Source organism: Psychrobacillus sp. FSL K6-2843, from assembly GCF_038626375.1.
Taxonomy (GTDB): Bacteria; Bacillota; Bacilli; order Bacillales_A; family Planococcaceae; genus Psychrobacillus; species Psychrobacillus faecigallinarum.
This window is the reverse complement of record NZ_CP152021.1, coordinates 3,830,488-3,849,372: the sequence shown is the minus strand read 5'-3', so window position 1 is coordinate 3,849,372 and position 18,885 is coordinate 3,830,488. Positions and strand designations below refer to the sequence as shown.

The 18,885-nt window shown below is 38.3% G+C and carries 19 protein-coding genes and 1 pseudogene; 9 read left to right on the top strand and 11 right to left on the bottom strand.

What is annotated here, in order from left to right:
* Positions 1–81: 81 nt before the first annotated feature.
* The 5 genes from MKY94_RS19525 to MKY94_RS19505 all read right to left on the bottom strand — a co-directional run bounded on the left by MKY94_RS19525 (position 82) and on the right by MKY94_RS19505 (position 4,274).
* The gene (locus tag MKY94_RS19525) at positions 82–276 is read right to left on the bottom strand and encodes an alpha/beta-type small acid-soluble spore protein (RefSeq protein ID WP_144541167.1); all 195 of its coding nucleotides are present in this window, start codon (positions 274–276) and stop codon (positions 82–84) included.
* Between the two features lie 135 nt (positions 277–411).
* A complete protein-coding gene (locus MKY94_RS19520; RefSeq protein ID WP_342577647.1) occupies positions 412–618 on the bottom strand; it encodes a hypothetical protein in 207 nt (68 codons plus the stop codon).
* A 295-nt stretch (positions 619–913) separates the two neighbouring features.
* Positions 914–2,317 (bottom strand): DHA2 family efflux MFS transporter permease subunit, encoded by a 1,404-nt coding sequence (locus tag MKY94_RS19515; protein ID WP_151112201.1) that lies wholly within the window; start codon positions 2,315–2,317, stop codon positions 914–916.
* Between the two features lie 615 nt (positions 2,318–2,932).
* The gene (locus tag MKY94_RS19510; RefSeq protein ID WP_342577646.1) at positions 2,933–3,940 is read right to left on the bottom strand and encodes a hypothetical protein; all 1,008 of its coding nucleotides are present in this window, start codon (positions 3,938–3,940) and stop codon (positions 2,933–2,935) included.
* Positions 3,927–4,274, bottom strand: coding sequence for a PadR family transcriptional regulator (locus MKY94_RS19505; protein WP_342577645.1), 348 nt, complete (start codon positions 4,272–4,274; stop codon positions 3,927–3,929). Before MKY94_RS19505 ends, MKY94_RS19510 begins: the two co-directional genes overlap by 14 nt.
* 274 nt (positions 4,275–4,548) lie before the next feature.
* Here MKY94_RS19505 and MKY94_RS19500 point away from each other — a divergent pair, with 274 nt between their 5' ends.
* The 3 genes from MKY94_RS19500 to MKY94_RS19490 all read left to right on the top strand — a co-directional run bounded on the left by MKY94_RS19500 (position 4,549) and on the right by MKY94_RS19490 (position 6,840).
* Positions 4,549–5,310: a glucose 1-dehydrogenase gene (locus tag MKY94_RS19500; protein WP_144541176.1), complete on the top strand. Its 762-nt coding sequence runs from the start codon at positions 4,549–4,551 to the stop codon at positions 5,308–5,310.
* A 143-nt stretch (positions 5,311–5,453) separates the two neighbouring features.
* Positions 5,454–6,263, top strand: a complete 810-nt coding sequence (locus MKY94_RS19495) for an undecaprenyl-diphosphate phosphatase (protein ID WP_342577644.1) — start codon at positions 5,454–5,456, stop codon at positions 6,261–6,263.
* A 190-nt stretch (positions 6,264–6,453) separates the two neighbouring features.
* Positions 6,454–6,840 carry an Hsp20/alpha crystallin family protein gene (locus tag MKY94_RS19490; protein ID WP_191697556.1) on the top strand — a complete coding sequence of 129 codons (387 nt, stop codon included), beginning with the start codon at positions 6,454–6,456 and terminating at the stop codon, positions 6,838–6,840.
* A 94-nt stretch (positions 6,841–6,934) separates the two neighbouring features.
* Here MKY94_RS19490 and MKY94_RS19485 read toward each other — a convergent pair whose 3' ends face one another.
* Entirely contained in the window at positions 6,935–7,501 is a 567-nt protein-coding gene (locus MKY94_RS19485) for an NADPH-dependent FMN reductase (protein ID WP_342577643.1), read from the bottom strand.
* Between the two features lie 12 nt (positions 7,502–7,513).
* A complete protein-coding gene (locus MKY94_RS19480) occupies positions 7,514–8,569 on the bottom strand; it encodes an LLM class flavin-dependent oxidoreductase (RefSeq protein WP_342577642.1) in 1,056 nt (351 codons plus the stop codon).
* Positions 8,570–8,722: 153 nt separating this feature from the next.
* On the opposite strand from MKY94_RS19480, the gene MKY94_RS19475 reads away from it, so the two are divergent.
* Positions 8,723–9,073: a helix-turn-helix domain-containing protein gene (locus tag MKY94_RS19475; protein ID WP_342577641.1), complete on the top strand. Its 351-nt coding sequence runs from the start codon at positions 8,723–8,725 to the stop codon at positions 9,071–9,073.
* A gap of 72 nt (positions 9,074–9,145) precedes the next feature.
* On the opposite strand, the pseudogene MKY94_RS19470 reads toward MKY94_RS19475, so the two are convergent.
* A pseudogene (locus MKY94_RS19470) lies at positions 9,146–9,297 on the bottom strand (transposase); the annotation flags it as partial.
* A 622-nt stretch (positions 9,298–9,919) separates the two neighbouring features.
* Here MKY94_RS19470 and MKY94_RS19465 point away from each other — a divergent pair.
* The gene (locus MKY94_RS19465) at positions 9,920–11,116 is read left to right on the top strand and encodes a hypothetical protein (protein ID WP_342577638.1); all 1,197 of its coding nucleotides are present in this window, start codon (positions 9,920–9,922) and stop codon (positions 11,114–11,116) included.
* A 104-nt stretch (positions 11,117–11,220) separates the two neighbouring features.
* On the opposite strand, the gene MKY94_RS19460 is transcribed toward MKY94_RS19465, so the two are convergent.
* Positions 11,221–11,949: a DsbA family oxidoreductase gene (locus tag MKY94_RS19460; RefSeq protein ID WP_342577637.1), complete on the bottom strand. Its 729-nt coding sequence runs from the start codon at positions 11,947–11,949 to the stop codon at positions 11,221–11,223.
* A 208-nt stretch (positions 11,950–12,157) separates the two neighbouring features.
* On the opposite strand from MKY94_RS19460, the gene MKY94_RS19455 reads away from it, so the two are divergent.
* Entirely contained in the window at positions 12,158–13,765 is a 1,608-nt protein-coding gene (locus tag MKY94_RS19455; RefSeq protein WP_342577636.1) for a thiamine pyrophosphate-binding protein, read from the top strand.
* A gap of 220 nt (positions 13,766–13,985) precedes the next feature.
* Here MKY94_RS19455 and MKY94_RS19450 read toward each other — a convergent pair whose 3' ends face one another.
* A complete protein-coding gene (locus MKY94_RS19450) occupies positions 13,986–14,135 on the bottom strand; it encodes a hypothetical protein (RefSeq protein WP_186318196.1) in 150 nt (49 codons plus the stop codon).
* Positions 14,136–14,293: 158 nt separating this feature from the next.
* Between MKY94_RS19450 and MKY94_RS19445 the strand changes: the two genes are divergently transcribed.
* The 3 genes from MKY94_RS19445 to MKY94_RS19435 all read left to right on the top strand — a co-directional run bounded on the left by MKY94_RS19445 (position 14,294) and on the right by MKY94_RS19435 (position 17,387).
* The gene (locus MKY94_RS19445; protein WP_151112221.1) at positions 14,294–14,638 is read left to right on the top strand and encodes a zinc ribbon domain-containing protein YjdM; all 345 of its coding nucleotides are present in this window, start codon (positions 14,294–14,296) and stop codon (positions 14,636–14,638) included.
* 171 nt (positions 14,639–14,809) lie between these two features.
* Positions 14,810–16,501, top strand: a complete 1,692-nt coding sequence (locus MKY94_RS19440; RefSeq protein WP_342577634.1) for an alpha-glucosidase — start codon at positions 14,810–14,812, stop codon at positions 16,499–16,501.
* A gap of 1 nt (position 16,502) precedes the next feature.
* The gene (locus MKY94_RS19435; RefSeq protein WP_151112225.1) at positions 16,503–17,387 is read left to right on the top strand and encodes an ROK family protein; all 885 of its coding nucleotides are present in this window, start codon (positions 16,503–16,505) and stop codon (positions 17,385–17,387) included.
* Positions 17,388–17,532: 145 nt separating this feature from the next.
* Here MKY94_RS19435 and MKY94_RS19430 read toward each other — a convergent pair whose 3' ends face one another.
* Positions 17,533–18,813, bottom strand: coding sequence for a glucose-6-phosphate isomerase (locus MKY94_RS19430; protein ID WP_144539195.1), 1,281 nt, complete (start codon positions 18,811–18,813; stop codon positions 17,533–17,535).
* Between the last annotated feature and the right edge of the window lie 72 nt (positions 18,814–18,885).

Sequence of the window (18,885 nt, the reverse complement as noted above, 5' to 3'; positions counted from 1 at the left end):
CAGACTATGTATCGGATTTTTAAATCACATATTTACATAAAAACAAAAAAAAGCCCCGTCATAAAAGGGGCGTGAGTCTTCTTATTTACCGCGTAGTTGCGTTTGTGCTTGACGCACTAAACGTTTCGTTATTTCTCCACCCACAGAGCCGTTTTGACGAGACGATGCGACTGCGCCGAGTGTTACACCGAATTCTGATGCAATTTCTGCCTTCATGCTATCTAGCGCTTGCTTTGCACCGGGAACAACGAGTTGGTTTGAGTTAGAGTTAGCCATTATTTATGTCTCCTTTGTGTGCATCATCAAGATGATTTTTCATCTTGTGCTGTTCAGTATGCTCCTGTTTTTTGCGATTATTCCTTCTCTACACGTTTATAAAAAAAGAACCCCACGGCGCTATGCCGAAGCGTTTTATTTTGGGTTAAGTTGGGTGTCGATCAGCGATTCGATGTGTTCGTTGTAGTCGGAATAATCGAAGTCCGATAGCTGTTCGACGATTTTTGCCACATCAATCTGATTGTGCTGTTCATCTGTCAAGTCCGCATAGGCGTCAACAACGACTTGTACGTCCTCGTATCTGTGTTGGTTGTCATGACGGTCTCTTTCGACGACCTCCATTTGTGTGTCCTTTTGAGCAAAGGCAAACGTTTCTGCTGCCTCTTTGGTTTCAAATTGGGCGATAACGTAATACGACATGTGATACGACTAGGTATTCCAAGAACATATTAGACAATCCCGAACGAATGTAGATCTATTAGCTGCGGAGATGAAGGAAGCATCTTACAGGGAGCAGAATGATTTGATGGATGAAAAAGCTCTGATGAAAGACTAAATATATATTTTGATTATCTGTATTTTATATATAAACATAAAAAAACTCCCGTAATTTTACGGGAGTTTTCAGCTTTTTCTATTAAGCTTTCAGCTTTACTTCTCCTGGCTTTTTCATGAATAGAGAAAGAACAAGGTTTACGATTGCTAAGATCAACCCAAGCGTAAATACGAATGATGACCCGGAAGCAGTTGCTTCTGCTAAGTTATCACTAACAGTTGTTAAGTAACTGTCTTGTTTTGCTGATAACAGAGATACCATAATAGCGATACCCATTGCCCCAGCTACCTGCTGAACAGTTTGAGTCAATGCAATGCCGTCTGGATAATATTCTCTTGGTAAAGAATTTAGTGTATTTGTTTGCGTAGAAGCTAGTACCATACCAATACCAAGCATCATGATAATATGTGTGACAACTATTAACCAAGTAGCCGTATCAGTACCAAATGAAGCATAAAGAATATATCCAATGACAACAAAAATAGTACCTGGTGTTATAACAGCTTTTGGACCAAACTTATCAAACATACGTCCAATTGTAGGTGCTAAAATACAATTTAATAAGCTACCCGGCAATAAAACAAGGCCCGTAGTGAAGGCAAGCATTAATAATCCCATTTGCATATACATCGGTAAAACAACTAGTAATGACAGCATATTAAAGAATGTGATAAAGCTCATTACTACTCCAAGGATGAAAAGAGGGTATTTAAATGCTTTTAAATTCAGCATTGGATTTTCCATTTTCATTTGACGTATGGAGAAAAGTATTAATGCAATAATCCCGACAATTATCGAGGTAATAACAATTGTACTTGTCCAACCATGCTCTCCAGCGACACTCACTCCATAAACAACTCCACCAAATCCAATAGTTGAAAGAATTACAGATAGAATATCGATAGAAACTTTACGTATTTCGTTAACGTTAGGCAAGAATAGATAGCCAAATACGGCAGAGAACACTAAGAAAGGAAGGGTTACCCAGAAGATCCACTCCCATGATAATGTATCTAAAATAAGTCCGGCGATTGTTGGTCCTAAAGCTGGTCCTGCTAACATAACTAAGCCCATAACACCCATTGCAGCCCCACGTTTGTTAGGAGGGAAGATGGTGAAGATTACATTTTGAGTTAGTGGTAAATTAATCGCTAATCCTGCTGCTTGAATAATACGTCCAACCAATAAAATGCTAAATGTCGGTGATAGAGCGGCTAGAATTGTTCCGATAATTGATAAAGAAATAGAAGTAAGGAACATTTGTCGCGTTGTGAATTTTTGCATCAGAATACCCGTTACTGGCACTAAAATACCTAAAGTTAAAAAGTAGCCCGTGGCTAACCATTGGATGGTTGTTGGTTTAACATCAAATAATGAACTTAAGTCTCCTAAAGCAATATTTAATGCAGTTTCACTAAAAAGTCCGACAAATCCTGCAACTAAAAGAGCAGCCATTATCGGTCCTGTCTTGATCTGTTTATTCATCTTTGTTTGAAACTCCCTCTAAAAATAGATAATCCCCCTAGACATAATCAGTAGGGGAATACTTCTTTGTTTTGTAAACTTAAGTATAATTGACAGGAGCTACATCGAATTCATTCATGAAAATGCAATTCTATTGAAACTCGCTGTTTGTACTATCCGTTCCATTTTAGAGAAATATGTTATTCACCATTACTGTACAGCTAGAAACAACACATACTCTTATCTATACGATGTATTAAAAATTTGAAATAATAGTTAGAGAGCTCTATTCATATTCCCTCTTCAAATAAAAAAAGTAATCACTATATGTCGACTATAAGCGATTTTAACATTTCTTTTTACCATTTTTCCTTTTGCTTCGACCGGTCTAGTTGTTACTATAACAAAATAATTTCGAGTGGTGTAAGTGTTTTTTTTCTACTAAATTTTATGGTGTTCACATTTCAGACACATTTAAGATTGAATAAGAATGTTTAATGGTGAGCTGAACGAGGGAAATTGGTCTTGTTTGGGAAGGAGAAGAACGTATACTTCTAAAATGGTCATAAAGTATAAGTGTTCGAGAAAATAGTTAATCCTCCAAACATTATTTGCTTGGAGGAAGAGTATTAATTTTTAAATTTTAGCCTTTTTATAGCTGTCTACTAGCTCCATAACTGTAGAAATGACTAGAGATACCACAATGATAATCCATATTATTTCAATTACAGATAGCAACGAGGGGATGTTCATTTCTAAAACTTTTGCCATATAAGGAATCGTAGCCTCGTTATATAAATTAGCATTACTTGTAATGATGATAAAAGTAATAATACTCATCGTATGGATGATTCCATTTACTATTGCAACATTCTTTGTCCATTGACCAACGTTCCACTTGTAAAGAGCCAACCCAATCTCCAGTACAATAAATGCTACTACTAAAGGCAAATAGGATAGTAACATCTGATGGTCAAAAATAGGCATTACTAGCTGTAAGCCGGTACCTTCAGTTGATCTGTATATTCCAACGAGGTGATCAGCGTTCCAATAAATTACTGCCCAGATTACAGTCCACATGATACTAAAAACTATTTCTCCGGTAGATATAATTTTTTTTGCTGGGATGATTTGAACATTCTTTAAATCCTCAGGAGTCCAAGGTGTACCTTTCTTCGTTAAAGGTAGGTCATTTTTGGATAGACCAACTCGTTCTACAATGACAAATACTATAGTGACCCAGATAAATATTTGTGAAACAACGTATATGACATTGACGATAATGTCTGTAAAAGTATTAATTATTACCGTTAATACTGCATCTTCTCCATTGAACAGTCCAATGCTTGCAACAACACTTACGATGATACATATAAGGATTGCCCAAGGAAAAATCATTTTTAGTGTCTCTATATAAGCATCGTAAACCTTAGGACCGATTAAATACATTGGCTTGTCACGATAGCTTGCCGCTAAAACAGCAGGGTCATCCATTTTAGCTAATGCTTCTTTAACTTCCTTTTCGGTGTAGTCCTCTGGAAGCATATCTTCAATTGAAAATCTAAGCTCCATTGCAATATCATCTCGTGATTTCTTTGGAAGCCTTCGTGTTACCTCATATACATAAGCATCAATCAAATTCACTGCGTTCATCCCCCTCTAGAAGTGACTTCAATTCTAATGTCATTTTCTCCCACTCTCCTTTTAATTGTTCAAAAACTTCTATGCCATAATCACTTAATACATAATACTTTCTTGGTCTGCTTTCTGTTGTATCCCAGCTGCTTGTTAATAGATCTTGTTTCTCTAAACGACGAAGTAAAGGATATAGTGTACTTTGTTCAATAGAAACCCCTGCACTTTCTAATCCTTGAACTAACGAATATCCGTACTGGGGCTTTCGCAATTGACTTAGGACGGCTAAAGGAAGAGTTCCTCTTCTAAGCTCAGTCATGTATGAATCCAACAAATTAACCAATTGTACTCACCTCATTTTCTATACTGTATATCATACACTAATGTATTACAAATTATAACATATATAGTACTTTATTTTTATTTTTTTATATTGTGTAGGCAGTCTACAAAAAACTTTTTTGTATAAAACAGATTCAGGTTACTGGGTTTAAAGCTAGTTAATAAATGGAGATAATGGAGTAACTGTTTTTAGATATACTACTAACGTGAATTGTAGTAAATTTGTTATCAGGACAACCTGTACCAAAAATGTAATATAGAAAGGAAGATTAAAGATGAATAGATTACAGAACAAAGTTGCCATAATTACAGGAAGCGGAGCAGGAATTGGCAAGGAAATAGCAACTGCTTATGCAAAAGAAGGAGCTAGTGTAGTGATTGCTGACTTCAACGAAGAAGCTCTGCAATCTACTGTAAGTGAATTAACGGAATCGGGTTATTCCGCTTTTGGCGTAAAAGTGAATATTGCTAACGAGGAAGATGTTCAAAAAATGGTTTCCTCTACAATTGAACATTTTGGACGCATTGATATTTTAGTGAATAATGCAGGTGTTGGAGACAATATGCAGGCTGCTGCTAATGTTGAGGACGATGTATGGAATCGAGTGATGAATATTAATGTAACGGGAGTTATGCGTTGTATACGACAAGTACTCCCTCATTTTGAAAAGAACGGGAGCGGTACGATTGTTAATATGGCATCTTTAGCAGGCGTAATGGGAGGACGCGGTGGTCTAACTTATACTGCGGCGAAGCACGCAGTTGTGGGAATGACTAAAAATGTAGCTTCTCATTATGGTCCACTTGGTATTCGTTCTAATGCAATTGCACCAGGTCATGTTGAAACAGGATTCTCAGCTGCTATGAATAATATCGACCCATTCGGTATGAAGCAATCTACACGTGGTGTTGGAATGATGACTAGAGCTGGGCAGGTTACTGATATATCCAATATTGCTCTGTTCCTGGCTTCTGACGAATCTTCACTTATCAACGGTATTGTAGTAACAGCTGATGGTGGCTGGAGCGCTTATTAATCATAAAAACTCTCTAGATAGCTTCTAGAGAGTTTTTTATTTTGTAATCAATATTACTTTCCTTGTGTTACCTAGCATACAATGGAAACAATCTATATTTTAAGGCGTCTGTATAAATTATAAAACGTTTTATAGGGGGTAAAATGGAAGATTTACTATTTACTTTAAAAATGATTGTTATTGGTCTTGTTCAAGGCTTTACAGAGCCAATCCCGGTTTCATCCAGTGGACATGTGATGATTGCAAGTGAGCTATTAGGACTTGGAGAGCAAGGCTTCACCTTTGCAATACTAACGAATACAGCCTCTTTGCTAGCCATTCTATTAATTTATAGACATGATATTATGAGGCTAGCAACGAACTCAATTTATTATGTAAAAAAGAAAGACACACGTTACAAAAGTGATTTTCGATTTGTACTTTTTATCGTTATAGGAACCATTCCCGCAGGCGTATTAGGAGTTTTATTGAGTGATTGGATAGCTGAAAGTATCAGTATGACGGTAATCGCAATCATGCTTTTCATTACGGGTTTAGCTTTATGGACCATTCGTAATATGAAGGGGACAAAAGGGGAGAACGATCTAACAACTAAGGATGCTTGGATTGTCGGTCTTGGCCAAGCTGTTGCTTTAACACCAGGTATTAGTAGGTCAGGAGCTACCATTATTTCTTCCATTGCAGTTGGGATGAAACAGGAGACCGCGTTACGATTCTCCTTTATGCTCTATATTCCGATAAGCTTGGGAGGAGTTGTGCTTGGTCTATCAGATTTTATCAATGAGCCTAACAAGGCAGATCTGGCAGTTCCTTATCTAGCAGCATTTATAAGTACATTTATCATGTCCTATTTTGCTATGAGATGGTTTATGGGAATTATGAAAAATGGAAGGCTGCATTATTTTACTTATTATTGCTTCATCGTCGGTATACTATTGTTAATATTCTTCTAATGAGAGTTTATGAGAGCTAGAAATTAGGGGAATGAAGGGTGAGGCAAGAATAACTTCTCTTCATTCGATTAGATGGTTCGCCTAGATGGACGTAATGGATTTGCATATACAAATGGTGAGACTATTTATGGTTATTGTACAAACCAATTGCTCGAAATAATCACCATGAAATAAATAAGGAGGCAAATCAATGTCATTACTGCCATCTGATCCATTTAATCAGCTAACAAATAATATATTTAAAGAAATAGAACGCTTTTTTGCGGAAATTCCTCTTTTTAAAGAACTGCCAATCGGAAGTTTGCGTATGAATGTCCAAGAAACAGAACATGAAGTGGTCGCCATATGTGATATGCCAGGTCTGGAGAAAAATAGTGATATAAAGATTGATGTCATAAATAATATGTTAACGATTAATGGTGTTATTAACCATTTTGCACATACAATCGATCGAAATGCACAGTACATGAGCAGTTTCCATCGTTCCGTGTCACTACCGAGCCCTGTTTCTAAGGAAGGCTTGTCAGTGAATTACCAAAATGGCCAACTAGAGGTTAGGATGCCAAAGCTAAAATAAATGGCAGAAAGAGGAGCTCTCAATATGTTGAGATGCTCCTCTTAGACTTTAAACACAACCATTATTCTTCTAAAAGTGTAGTATAGACGATTCGTTAAAAGTCGTATTCTGCCTCCTTCTTCTCTTTGATTGCCTTGTAGGTCTCTGTTAAGACAAGGGTATCTTCTACTAAACGTTGAATCCGAAAAATCACATCATCATTTACAATTTCCTTGCGGTGAAAGTCTTTTTCTTCTATGAAGACATACGTCTGAACTATTTGTGCTTTCATATAAGCCAAGATTGGCTTTAATTGTTGTTCAACTATTAAGTAATGCTTAGCAGAACCAGCAGTAACAATCATGCTCACGATTTTATCTCTAAATGCACTAACAGGGAGTAAGTCAAAGATATTCTTAAGAGTGGCAGGGATAGAAGCCTGAAAGATAGGTGTACCTATAATGATGGCATCTGCCTCCATAATCTTTGTCGTTACGAATCCTGTATCCCCTTCATACTCTAAAAAATTTCGACCATCACTAAATTGAATATCATAATCTGCTAAATCGATTAAAGTTATCTCTACCTCAGGATACTTCTCTGATATTTCTTTAATTGTATAATTCATAGCCGTTCGGGTTTTAGATCCAACTCTGGATCCAGATAATCCAACAATTTTCATCTTAAGACACTCCTATTTAGAGGTATATTTTTTTATGGCAGGCAGGATTTCATTACCAATTAATTCAATATTTTTCACTAAATACTCATAAGGGACTCCTCCGAAATCCATTTGTGCAATATAGCGCTGATGTCCGAAAACTTCATGCTGATAGAGAATTTTCTCAATAATTTGTTGAGGGCTACCAATATTCATCACATTACGAGGATCGGCGCCTTGTGCAAATTGTTGCTTAGGATACCCATGCCCGTTTATCAGCTGTAGCCCCTGATTCAAATATGGATAAATTTCTCGTTGTGCCTGCTGAGTCGTTTCGGCAGCATAAAAGAACCCTGCTGTTGCAACTGGAAGTGTTGCCGGATCATGACCATTTTCCTTAGCGGCATCTCGGTATGCATCTATGGAAATCTTAAAGCTGGTTGCAGGACCGCCTAACGTTGCGATAAACATTGGTACACCTGCATAACCCGCTTTAATAGCACTTGCTGGTGGCCCGCCAACTGCTCGCCAAATTGGGATGAAGCCGTTATCAGGACGCGGCAGAACCTTGGCGTTCCTTAATGGTGCACGAAATTCACCATTCCAATTCACTATATCTTCTTCATTGATTTTAAGAAGCAGCTCAAATTTTTCCTCAAATAACTCCTCATAATCTCTTACGTTGTAGCCTAATAAATCGAAAAGACCAACTCTAGAAGCTCGTCCAGCAATAATCTCTGCGCGTCCTTTAGATATTAAGTCAATCGTTGCAAAATCCTCATAAACTCGTACTGGATCTGAGGTACTTATTATTGTTGAGGAACTAGCGATTTTAATTTTGCTTGTGGCTTGTGCAATTGCAGCCAATACAACAGAATGTGCTTGTGTTGTAAAGTACTCCTGATGACTTTCTCCTACACTAAAAAAGTCTAGCCCAGCTTGCTCTGCTAACTTTGCTATCTCTATTATTTCTTGAATACGTTGAGCAGAGGAAATACGCTCACCGGTATGTGGATTGGGAATGTGGTCACCCAGCGTATAAAGTCCAAATTCTAAGCCTTTGCTTGGGTCTATTCTATAGTTTTGCATGTATCTTCAACCTCTCTTAGTGTTTATTCTTTGTTTTAAAGTTTGAAGTAGAGATGAGCTTATATTATGAGTATGACGCATCGTTTAGATTAGGGTAAGTACGCACTTAAAAGTGGTATAGTATACTTAAAGATACTTAAGGTGGTGTGCAATATGGACTTACAGCCTGAACTATGTAGAGTAGACGATGCCCTTGGGATATTGGTAGGAAAATGGAAACCTATCATCTTATTGACGTTATTACAGGAAGGTACTCAGAGATTTAGCGATTTAAAACGAAAAGTACCGGGTATTACACAGAAGATGTTAACCAACCAGTTACGTGAACTAGAGAAGGAGGATATTATTTCGAGAAAGGTATATCCTCAAGTCCCTCCAAAGGTGGAGTATTCCATTACCGAATATGGAAAAAGCTTAGAACCCATTTTAAATGCGATGCATGAATGGGGAACTGCCCATATTCTACATAAGCAAAAAAAACAACAAACCAACAAAATGCTGTAAGAGATACAAGAGTACCTCTCACAGTGTAGACAAAATGGTTGGAAACCATTTCGATTTCCAACCATTTTGCAATTAATCTAGGTTTAATCTGGCTAGTTTCTTAAGATTTAAGTCAGCAAAAGTAAGCATCGCCTGCATGGACAATTTTTTTATTCCATTAGGGTTGTCCATCGCATACCATGCTTTTCTATACTCTTTCCATATATTTCTTTAAAAATTGTGTCGCAAGTCCTCAGCTACATTATCCATCCCCTCATTCCTTTAATAGGAAGCACTGTTGATGAGAGCGGAGAGCGGCGACTCCAGCGGCTGAAGCCGTGCCCGCGGAAAGCGTCCGCTCGCAGCGGAGATTAACATTTCTAGCTTTATCTCTTAAAAGAAAAAAAGACTGTAGGCAAAACGCCAAAATTCATGGTGTTTGTCTACAGTCTGAGAGATACAAGAGTATCTCTTTTTTTTTGAGCAAGAAGGTATTTCAATTTAGATATGGTAAATGGGAACAGTCCATGCTCTTATCTTATGGATTTATATTTATAAACAACTTTCCCCAGTGTACAATTTATATTGTATTAAATACATCTAAACTTAGATGTTCTCCACAAAGTTACTCACATATCCCATGCTAAATATCTTCATCAGAGTAAAATTAACATCTTACTCCAAAAGTTATGCACTTATACACAGAATATCCATACTTAGACAACAAATATAAAGTTATACCCATCGCTATAACCTTTCACAAAAAACGTGTGACAAATTAGTGTTGTTATTTCTTTTTATCTGTACAACTCCTTCGATATATGGTTTCCTTATTTGTTAGAGGAAACTAGTGGAGGCAAGACGAAAGTGGAAAATATTGAATATATTAAGAATGAGCATTTTTTACAAAATATTTATTGCTCTACGGTGAAAGAAACGGTTGAGTCAAGTCTGTCAGATGAGCAGTTACTATATGTTAACCAACTGGGTGCTATTAAATTAGAGGTACCTTTTGATCAATACGATGAGGTTGTGGCTCAGCTAACAGTACGTTTGCAAAACGAGGAACTTGCGAAAGATACCGTGAAGCAAGGTGCTTTTACATATAGGCAAGTACGCTATATAGCAGAGGCGGGCTTAATAGAGGGACTAATCTTGGAGGAAAGCGGACGTGTTCAGCTACAGAATGAGTCATTAGGAATGAGTGCTGCTATCGCTTTTGCACAAAGTGCTTGGAATGGTGCTACGCGTGAGGAAGCAGTAGAAAATGCCGTCTACACAGGCCTAAATATAGTAGGAGAGGCCGTAGTGGATGAGATACTGGCAAATGATATGCAGGATATTGAGCTAGATGATGCCTTTGAATTAGGGAGTGGGGTTAGAGGTGCCATTCAAAAAAATGGCGCGAAGGTTGTAGCAAAGAAAGCTGCGGGGAAGTTCACTCACAAGGCAATGATCAGTTCTCTAGCAGCCAAAAAAACAATTTTGTTGCTCAATGCCAACGTAGTTACGGGAGCGCTTGTAACTGGTGTGCTTTCAACATTAGATATTTCACGGGCTGTTAAGGGCGAAATGTCTAAAACCCAATTATTTAAGAATATAACGAAAACAGCGGCAAATGTAGCGGGTAGTATAGGTGGTATGGCAATCGGTGCCAGCATAGGCGTTCTCGTTCCTTGGGGAAGCACAAGCACGGGCGCTTTGGTCGGTGGTATAGTTGGTTTAATCATTGGTAGTATCCTCACCTCTAAAATTGCTGGTAGAATTTTAGATCGTTTTATTGAAGATGATGCAAAGGAAATGCTAGATATATTTGAAGTAGAGCTGGAGCAGCACGTCTATGATCATTTATTGAATGAGTTGGAGCTACAGAAGCTTTTAGATATATTTAAGTCGAAATACAAAATCCCTAAACTGTTACGTAATATGTTTAAGGCTGAGAATCGAGAGCAATTTTCTGGGGAGATTATTCAAAAGGAACTGATTAATATTTACAGTGAACGAAAATTACTAAAGCTACCAACGATAAGTGAAATCTATAAAGTTCTATTAGAAATAAAATAAAAAAAGGCCATAAGCTGAGTATTACTCAGCTTATGGCCTTTTTGATGGTTTTTCATGTTTTAACGATTTCTATCCTACAATGCTAATACTTGAACTTTCAAGATTTAAGCCTCTTTATTTGTCTCGGTTATTTCACAGCCATCGTCGGTACAAGTTGCTTCCGAATCCGAATGGATATGTTGCAGAGGAGAGGACTGATTCTCTTCTTCCCATACCTTTTTCAGTGTTTGGACAAAAGCTTCATGTGGTTGTGCTCCAGAAATAGCATATTTTCGGTTGAAAACAAAGAAAGGTACACCTTGAACACCAAGCTGTTGGCCTTCCTGTTGATCCATACGGACATCATCTAAATATTCGGAGCCAGAAAGTACTTTGCTTGCTTCCTCACGATTTAAGCCTACATCAGCAGCTAAGCTTAAAAGAGTTTCCTGCTCTCCAAGAAATTGAGATTCCAAGAAATGTGCGCTTAAAAGGCGTTCTGTTAACTCGCTACCTTTTCCTTTTGTTTCCGCATATTTAACTAAACGATGTGCATCTAGCGTATTTGTTTGTTTCATCTCGTCAAATTGGTAAGCTAACCCTACTGTTGCTGCACTAGCAATAATTTGTTGATTCATCGCTTTAGCCTGCTCAGGTGTCGTATTCATCTTTTTGGCAAGCATTTCATGAATAGTTACATTTTTATCACTTGGTAGATGAGGCTGAAGCTCAAAGCTTTTATAGCTAACCTCTACCTTGTTTTTGTGGTCAAATTCCTCTAAAGCTTGCTCTAAACGACGCTTTCCTATATAACAAAATGGACAAACAAAATCAGACCATACTTCAATTTTCATGATCTCACCCAACCTTCCTTTTTATAGAGTTAATATAGCATATTTTCTAGAAAACCCCTCTTTGTCTGCTCAGTAATTGCCAAAGGTTTACTATACAAGAATGTTAATAGTAAGTATTATAATTCCCTCTTCTAAAAGTAATTTGTTTAACCCATTTGTATAAGGGAATTTAATTGGTAACAAACTTTTTTTAAAGGAGAGGATTTCTATGAGTAAAAACGTCGCAGAGGTTATATTAGACCAGCTGTCGCTTCTAGGGGTTAAGCGCATTTATGGTGTGACAGGTGATACTATTATTGGATTGTTAGATGCGATGGCCAAACAGGATAAAATCGAGTTTATCGCAGTAAAGCATGAATCAGTAGCAGCTTTCATGGCTTCGGCGGAAGCAAAATTGACAGGAAGATTGGCAGTATGTACATCCACTATGGGACCAGGAGCGGCAAATCTTTTAAATGGGCTAGGTGACGCATACTCAGACAAGGCTCCTGTCTTAGCCTTAACTGGACAGGCTGCTCAAAAAGATATGGGAACGGACTTTCAGCAGTATGTCGATCAGCAGGAGTTGTTCAAGCCATTCGCGACCTATTCTGCAAATCTAAACAGTGAAAGTGCTATTGTAGATTTGCTTCAGAAGGCAGCTGAAATTTCTCTTCAACAGAGTACCGTTACACATATATCAGTTCCTAAGGATTTATTTGAAAAAGAAACTAAAGCAAGGGCACGACAGCTCCCTCGTATTTTAGAGGGGACAGGCTCCTTTGAACTGAACGATTTAGAAGAGGTATCCAAGGTGATGAAGCAGGCTCGACAGCCAATGATCTTAGCTGGTGCAGGAGCAAGAAAGGCCGCTGGGGATTTAGAAGAGCTTGCTATGACCTGGGGAGCAGGAATTTTAATAAGTCTAGGAGGTAAAGGAATCTTTAAAGATTCTACGCCTCATCTTCTTCAGGGAATTGGGGAAGGTGGAAATCCTCATGCGCCAAAAGTTTTTAAGGAAGCTGATGTTGTTTTAATAGTAGGTGCAACCTGGTGGCCAGAGGGATATGTTCCTGAAAATGCGACCATCATTCACATTGATCTAAATCTAGAGCATGCCAAGAAGAGAGTTGCTGCAGATTTTGGGATAAAGGGAAGAGCCGAGCAAGTTGTTCCTTTACTGCAACAAAGTGTGAATGGACACAAAAAAAATGATGAGTGGCTTAATCGTATAGAGACAATAAAAGAAAAATGGGCAGATCAAAATGAACAGGAAGGCCAAATAGAAGGGGCGCCAGTCCATCCATCTCGAATAGCTAGAGGTCTAGAACAAACGGTGGCAGACGATGCGGTCATCACTTTAGATACAGGAGATGTAACAGTCTGGATGAACAGGAACTTCCGACAAACCAACCAAAAGGTACTCTTTTCAGGCTATTGGCGTTCCATGGGCTTTGGGCTTCCAGCAGCAATGGCTGCAAAGCTGGAGCAACCAGAAAAACAAGTGGTAGCTGTGGTGGGTGATGGCGGTCTTGAAATGACGTTAGCCGATCTATTGACTGCTACTCGCTATGGGCTAGATATCACGGTAGTCGTTTTTAATAATGGAGCACTTCAAATGGAAAGTGATAAAATTCAAGCGTCCGGCAATGAAGAGCTAGGTACACAACTTACCAACCCAAATTTTGTTCAGGTGGCAGAAGCCTGTGGATGGGAAGGGTTTCGAGTTGAGAGTGATGAAAATTTAGAAGAGTTACTAAGTCAAGCCCTTCAAACAAAAGGGCCAACATTGGTGGATATATACACAGAACAAGCATTCTTCCCAGAGACAGAATAACCGTATAAAGAAGTCCTTATTAATAGAGCTTCTTTTTTTATATGAAAGTAAATAACTTTAGCTCCTAAAAATAAAGTGAAGGTGCAGGCAACGTGGAATGTGCAATAGAACTTTTAAGTAAGGCAAATGTAGTTGAAATATAAGAAGGGTGAGAGGTAAAGGGATTTTTAAAAGGGAAAATCCACGTCCGCATGTGGTCAGACGTGGATCTTAATACCAATTAAAACATTGGAAATACGTAAGAGATTAGGAACCAAAGGATACCAAAGAATATAATTAAGTAAGCAGCATACTTGATGAAAGTAGCTCCTACCATCCCAGAATCTGTTCGTTCTTCACGATGTACTTCTACTCGTTTTTCTTCATCCATGTCCATCCCTCCTCTCGCCGTATTTTTGAATATATTTTAATTAGGAAGGTTAATAATTAGTTACCCACAAAGAAATCTGGATAAACCTTCCTCATATTGAAATGTGTTGAATGGCTTAGATTACTATATTAAAATGAAGAGTAAATGGAGGTAATATAATGACGACAGCTTTGCCGAATTGCCCGAAGTGTAGTTCTGAATATACATATGAGGATGGCTCTCTTCTAGTTTGTCCTGAATGCGCACATGAATGGTCATTGATAGAAGAAAGAGCAGAAGTAGTAGACGAGTTAGAAGTAAAGGATGCTAACGGCAATATCCTCCAAGATGGAGATTCTGTAACCGTTATTAAAGATTTAAAAGTAAAAGGAAGCTCCTCTACATTAAAAATTGGTACCAAGGTAAAGAGCATTCGCCTAGTAGACGGAGACCATAATATTGATTGTAAAATTGATGGATTCGGAGCTATGAAGTTAAAATCCGAATTTGTAAAAAAGAGTTGATTTGCACCCTTTCCAAGTGGAAGGGTTTTTTCTTTATAAAATGTTGTTATTAAGATATTTAATAAAAAAGATAGAAAGATAGATTGAAGTTTTTCAAAAAAGATATCACTTTATGCAAGCGTTTGCATTATAATGAATATATCAAATATTTCTGATGGGGGTCGGAGAAGCATGAAAACAAATAAAGAGCCTTGGTGGAAACGAAGTGTGGTCTACCAAATCTATCCGCGGAGTTTTATGGACTCTAATGGAGATGGGATTGGAGATTTACCAGGGATTATATCTAAATTAGATTATTTACAGAGACTTGGCGTAGATGTTATTTGGTTGAGCCCTGTTTTTGATTCTCCGAATGACGACAATGGCTATGACATTAGAGATTACCGTACTATATTGGATGAGTTTGGAACAATGGAAGACTTTGATAGATTAATACAGGAAGCAGATGCAAGAGGATTACGTATCGTAATGGATCTTGTCGTAAACCATACCTCCGATGAACACGCCTGGTTTGTGGAATCGAAATCCTCGAAGGACTCTAAGTATCGAGACTATTATATTTGGAAAGAGGGAAAAAACGATCAGCCACCAAATAACTGGGGCTCTGTGTTTTCAGGCTCTGCATGGGAAAAGGATGAGGTAACAGAGTCTTATTACTTACATTTATTTTCAAAAAAACAACCAGATTTAAACTGGGAGAATAAGGCTCTTCGTGACGATATATATGAGATGATGACCTATTGGTTGGATAAAGGAATAGGTGGATTCCGAATGGATGTAATTAATTTCATTTCCAAAGTGGAAGGTCTGCCGGATGGAAAAGTGAATCCGGGTCAGGCGTATGGAGACGGAAGTCCATATTTTATAAATGGACCTAAAATTCATACTCATTTAAAAGAAATGAATGAACGAGTACTCCAACACTATGATGTGCTAACAGTTGGGGAGATGCCAGGAGTTACACCAAAGGATGCGCAGCTCTATACAAATCCAGCGAACAAAGAGGTGAATATGGTATTCACCTTTGAGCACATGGATATCGATAGTGGACCTTTTGAAAAGTGGGACGTGAAGCCACTAGATTTAGTAGCATTGAAGCAAAACTTCCAAAAGTGGCAACATGCACTTCATGAGGTAGGATGGAATAGTTTATATTGGAATAATCACGATCAGCCTCGCATAGTTTCTCGTTTTGGTAACGATCAGGAATTTCGAGTAACTTCTGCAAAAATGTTGGCTATCTGTCTCCATATGCTTCAGGGAACCCCTTATATTTATCAAGGGGAAGAGCTAGGTATGACTAACGTAAAATTTGATAGAATAGAAGATTACAAGGATATTGAAACTATTAATATGTATAACAGTAAAATAGAACAGGGTGTTTTAGAGAAAGATATTATGAGGGGTATTTATGCAAAAGGAAGAGATAACGCTCGTACCCCTATACAGTGGACGAAGGATGGCGGATTTACAACGGGGATTCCCTGGATTCAAATGAACCCAAATACTAACGAGATTAATGTAGATCAGGCATTAGATGATAAAACGTCTGTTTTTTATACGTATCAGAAGCTTATTGAGTTGAGAAAAGAACACGACATCATCACGTATGGTAGCTTCCATTTGCTATTACCCAATAATCCAAGCCTTTTTGTGTATAAGCGAAAAACTGAGAAGGAAGAATGGCTTGTCATCACGAATTTCTCTGATAATACGGAGAAGCTTGAATGGACAAGCTGTGAAGTGGATGGACTAGATGGAAAAGTAATAATAGCTAACTATGACTCTCAAGAATTGGGAGAACAAGGGATGAATGTACGTCCCTATGAGGCATTGGTATTAGCTTTTGAGAGGAGATTATAAAGTGAAGAAGGTACTTGGAGTAGATATTGGTGGAACAAAGATACGGATGGGTGTTGTCAATGAAGCTGGCGAAGTGTTAGCAGATATTACAGTACCAACCGAGCTGCCATTATACCCTTATTTAGAGGAACAAGTTTTAAAGGTCAAGGCTGAGTTTCCAGACATCACAGGGGTTGGTATTGGGACTAGAGGAATTGTAGATGCGGATACTGGGACCGTGACGTTTGAGAAGGAGCTTCCAGGTTGGGAAGGTACACCTGCCAAACCTCTATTAGAAGCTGCTACGGGACTGCGAGTAGAATTGAATAACGATGCTAATTGTGCAGCTCTTGCAGAAGCACGTATTGGCGCAGGACAGGGATTTTCTAGGGTTGTCTGTATTACAGTAGGCACCGGGTTAGGCGGGGGCTTTGTTTTTGATGGACAAGTTATGAATGGTGCAAACGGTGGATCAGGAGAAATCGGTCATTTGATCTTATATCCAAATGGGTTAGTTTGTGGTTGTGGTAGACCGGGCTGCAGTGAACAATATGTGTCGGGAACTGCACTAAAGAGGTTAATCAAAGAAGAAGATGTGGTAGACCCGACAACAGGTGAATTGGCGAAACCACATACTTTATTTAAGTTGGCTTCTCAGAATATAGAAAGTGCGAAGCTTGCAAGAGATCGCTTTTTAGCAGATTTTGCTATTATCATTTCTACCCTTCAAGCGGTTCTAGATATGGATTGTATTGTGATCGGTGGAGGCGTTTCGGAATCAGCTGATGAATGGTGGGACTTGCTTCTAGAAAAAGTTAAGCCATTATTGATAAAACCAGTAGAAATTAAACGAGCAGCCTTCGGTAACGAAGCAGGCATGCTTGGAGCTGCAATGCTTGTAGTATAAAAACGGTTTGCTTTATAGTGAAAAATTGACAAGCGGTCGGTTTTACCCAATAATCGATCGGTATCAATATTCGGGTGGAATAGCGAAAAAAACGCACAACACGACCCAAAAAATAAAAATGTAGCCCCAAACAGGGGCTACATTTTTAATATCCAGGCTTTTTAAGGATTTTAAAGATATTGCGTTTATAGTCTTCTACACCTGGCTGATCAAAAGGATTAATATCTAGCAAGTAAGCACTATAAGCACAAGCCATCATGTAAAAGTATAATAAGTGACCGATATGCTTTTCGTCCAGTTGTTCCATCATTAACGTTATTTGAGGAACGCCTCCGGCTAAATGAGCAGATGCTGTTGCTTCGTGACATGCTTTGTTGAAGTCGTGTAAAGTCAAGCCGCTTAAGTAATTTAGTTCATCACGATTATCTTCTGCCTCAAAGACAGTCAGGTCATCTGATGCTTTTTCTACCATTAGAAACGTTTCAAACAGCATACGTTTACCATCTTGGATGTATTGTCCTAAGGAATGCAGATCCGTTGAATATAGAACAGAGGCTGGGAAAATACCTTTTCCTTCTTTTCCTTCACTCTCACCAAATAACTGCTTCCACCATTCTTGGACATACGTCAGCTTTTCATCAAAGGTTGCCATGATTTCTACTGGATAACCCTTATCATATAAATGCTTTCGTATTACAGCATATTTAACTGCAGCATTTGATTTAATATCAAATACTTGTAACTCCTCTTCTGCTTTTTTAGCTCCAGCTATCAATTGCTCAATATCATGCCCAGCTGCTGCGATTGGTAGTAGACCAACCGCTGTAAAAACAGAATAGCGGCCACCAATGTCACCTGGTACCACATATCGTTTATAGCCCTTTTCCTTAGCAAGTGATAATAAAGCGCCTTTTTCCTCATCCGTAGTCACAATGATACGAGATGCTGATTCCTCTCCATAACGTTCCTCCATGTATTGGCGGAGAAAACGGAAAGCTATAGCTGGCTCAGTTGTTGTGCCAGACTTAGAAATAACGTTTAGAGTTACTTCCTTAGAGTCTAGGTAGGCAATCAATTGCTTTAAATAAGACCCACTTACCAATTGTCCTGCGAAGATGACCTCTAAATGGTCATCCTTTTGGAAGGGAGTAGAAAGTGCCTCAAGCACTGCCTTTGAACCAAGATAGGATCCTCCGATTCCAATTACAACTAATACCTCAGAGTTTGAGCGTATTCGATCTGCTGTTACTTTAATATCTTGAAGGAACTCTGGAGTTAGGGAGCTTGGCCAATTCACCCAGCCTAGAAAATCTGATCCCGTACTCGTTTTTGTTTGAATACCCTCATGAATAGCCTGTAATTTTTCATGTAGTTCAGCTGAAACCAGACCCTGATAGTCCTCTGAGTAATTAACGGAAATGTTCATGAAATACCCCCTTATCTTGCATTATTTAATGTGACTTAATTTTACCATATTCAACTAGAAAAAGTTAAAAAG

What these genes read in the sequence shown, in the direction of transcription:
- MKY94_RS19455 (WP_342577636.1), top strand. Translation starts at nt 12,158, where the DNA reads ATGAGTAAAAACGTCGCAGAGGTTATATTAGACCAGCTGTCGCTTCTA.
- MKY94_RS19460 (WP_342577637.1), bottom strand. Translation starts at nt 11,949, where the DNA reads ATGAAAATTGAAGTATGGTCTGATTTTGTTTGTCCATTTTGTTATATA.
- MKY94_RS19475 (WP_342577641.1), top strand. Translation starts at nt 8,723, where the DNA reads ATGGACTTACAGCCTGAACTATGTAGAGTAGACGATGCCCTTGGGATA.
- MKY94_RS19495 (WP_342577644.1), top strand. Translation starts at nt 5,454, where the DNA reads ATGGAAGATTTACTATTTACTTTAAAAATGATTGTTATTGGTCTTGTT.
- MKY94_RS19440 (WP_342577634.1), top strand. Translation starts at nt 14,810, where the DNA reads ATGAAAACAAATAAAGAGCCTTGGTGGAAACGAAGTGTGGTCTACCAA.
- MKY94_RS19490 (WP_191697556.1), top strand. Translation starts at nt 6,454, where the DNA reads ATGTCATTACTGCCATCTGATCCATTTAATCAGCTAACAAATAATATA.
- MKY94_RS19515 (WP_151112201.1), bottom strand. Translation starts at nt 2,317, where the DNA reads ATGAATAAACAGATCAAGACAGGACCGATAATGGCTGCTCTTTTAGTT.
- MKY94_RS19450 (WP_186318196.1), bottom strand. Translation starts at nt 14,135, where the DNA reads ATGGATGAAGAAAAACGAGTAGAAGTACATCGTGAAGAACGAACAGAT.
- MKY94_RS19500 (WP_144541176.1), top strand. Translation starts at nt 4,549, where the DNA reads ATGAATAGATTACAGAACAAAGTTGCCATAATTACAGGAAGCGGAGCA.
- MKY94_RS19520 (WP_342577647.1), bottom strand. Translation starts at nt 618, where the DNA reads ATGGAGGTCGTCGAAAGAGACCGTCATGACAACCAACACAGATACGAG.
- MKY94_RS19445 (WP_151112221.1), top strand. Translation starts at nt 14,294, where the DNA reads ATGACGACAGCTTTGCCGAATTGCCCGAAGTGTAGTTCTGAATATACA.
- MKY94_RS19480 (WP_342577642.1), bottom strand. Translation starts at nt 8,569, where the DNA reads ATGCAAAACTATAGAATAGACCCAAGCAAAGGCTTAGAATTTGGACTT.
- MKY94_RS19485 (WP_342577643.1), bottom strand. Translation starts at nt 7,501, where the DNA reads ATGAAAATTGTTGGATTATCTGGATCCAGAGTTGGATCTAAAACCCGA.
- MKY94_RS19525 (WP_144541167.1), bottom strand. Translation starts at nt 276, where the DNA reads ATGGCTAACTCTAACTCAAACCAACTCGTTGTTCCCGGTGCAAAGCAA.
- MKY94_RS19430 (WP_144539195.1), bottom strand. Translation starts at nt 18,813, where the DNA reads ATGAACATTTCCGTTAATTACTCAGAGGACTATCAGGGTCTGGTTTCA.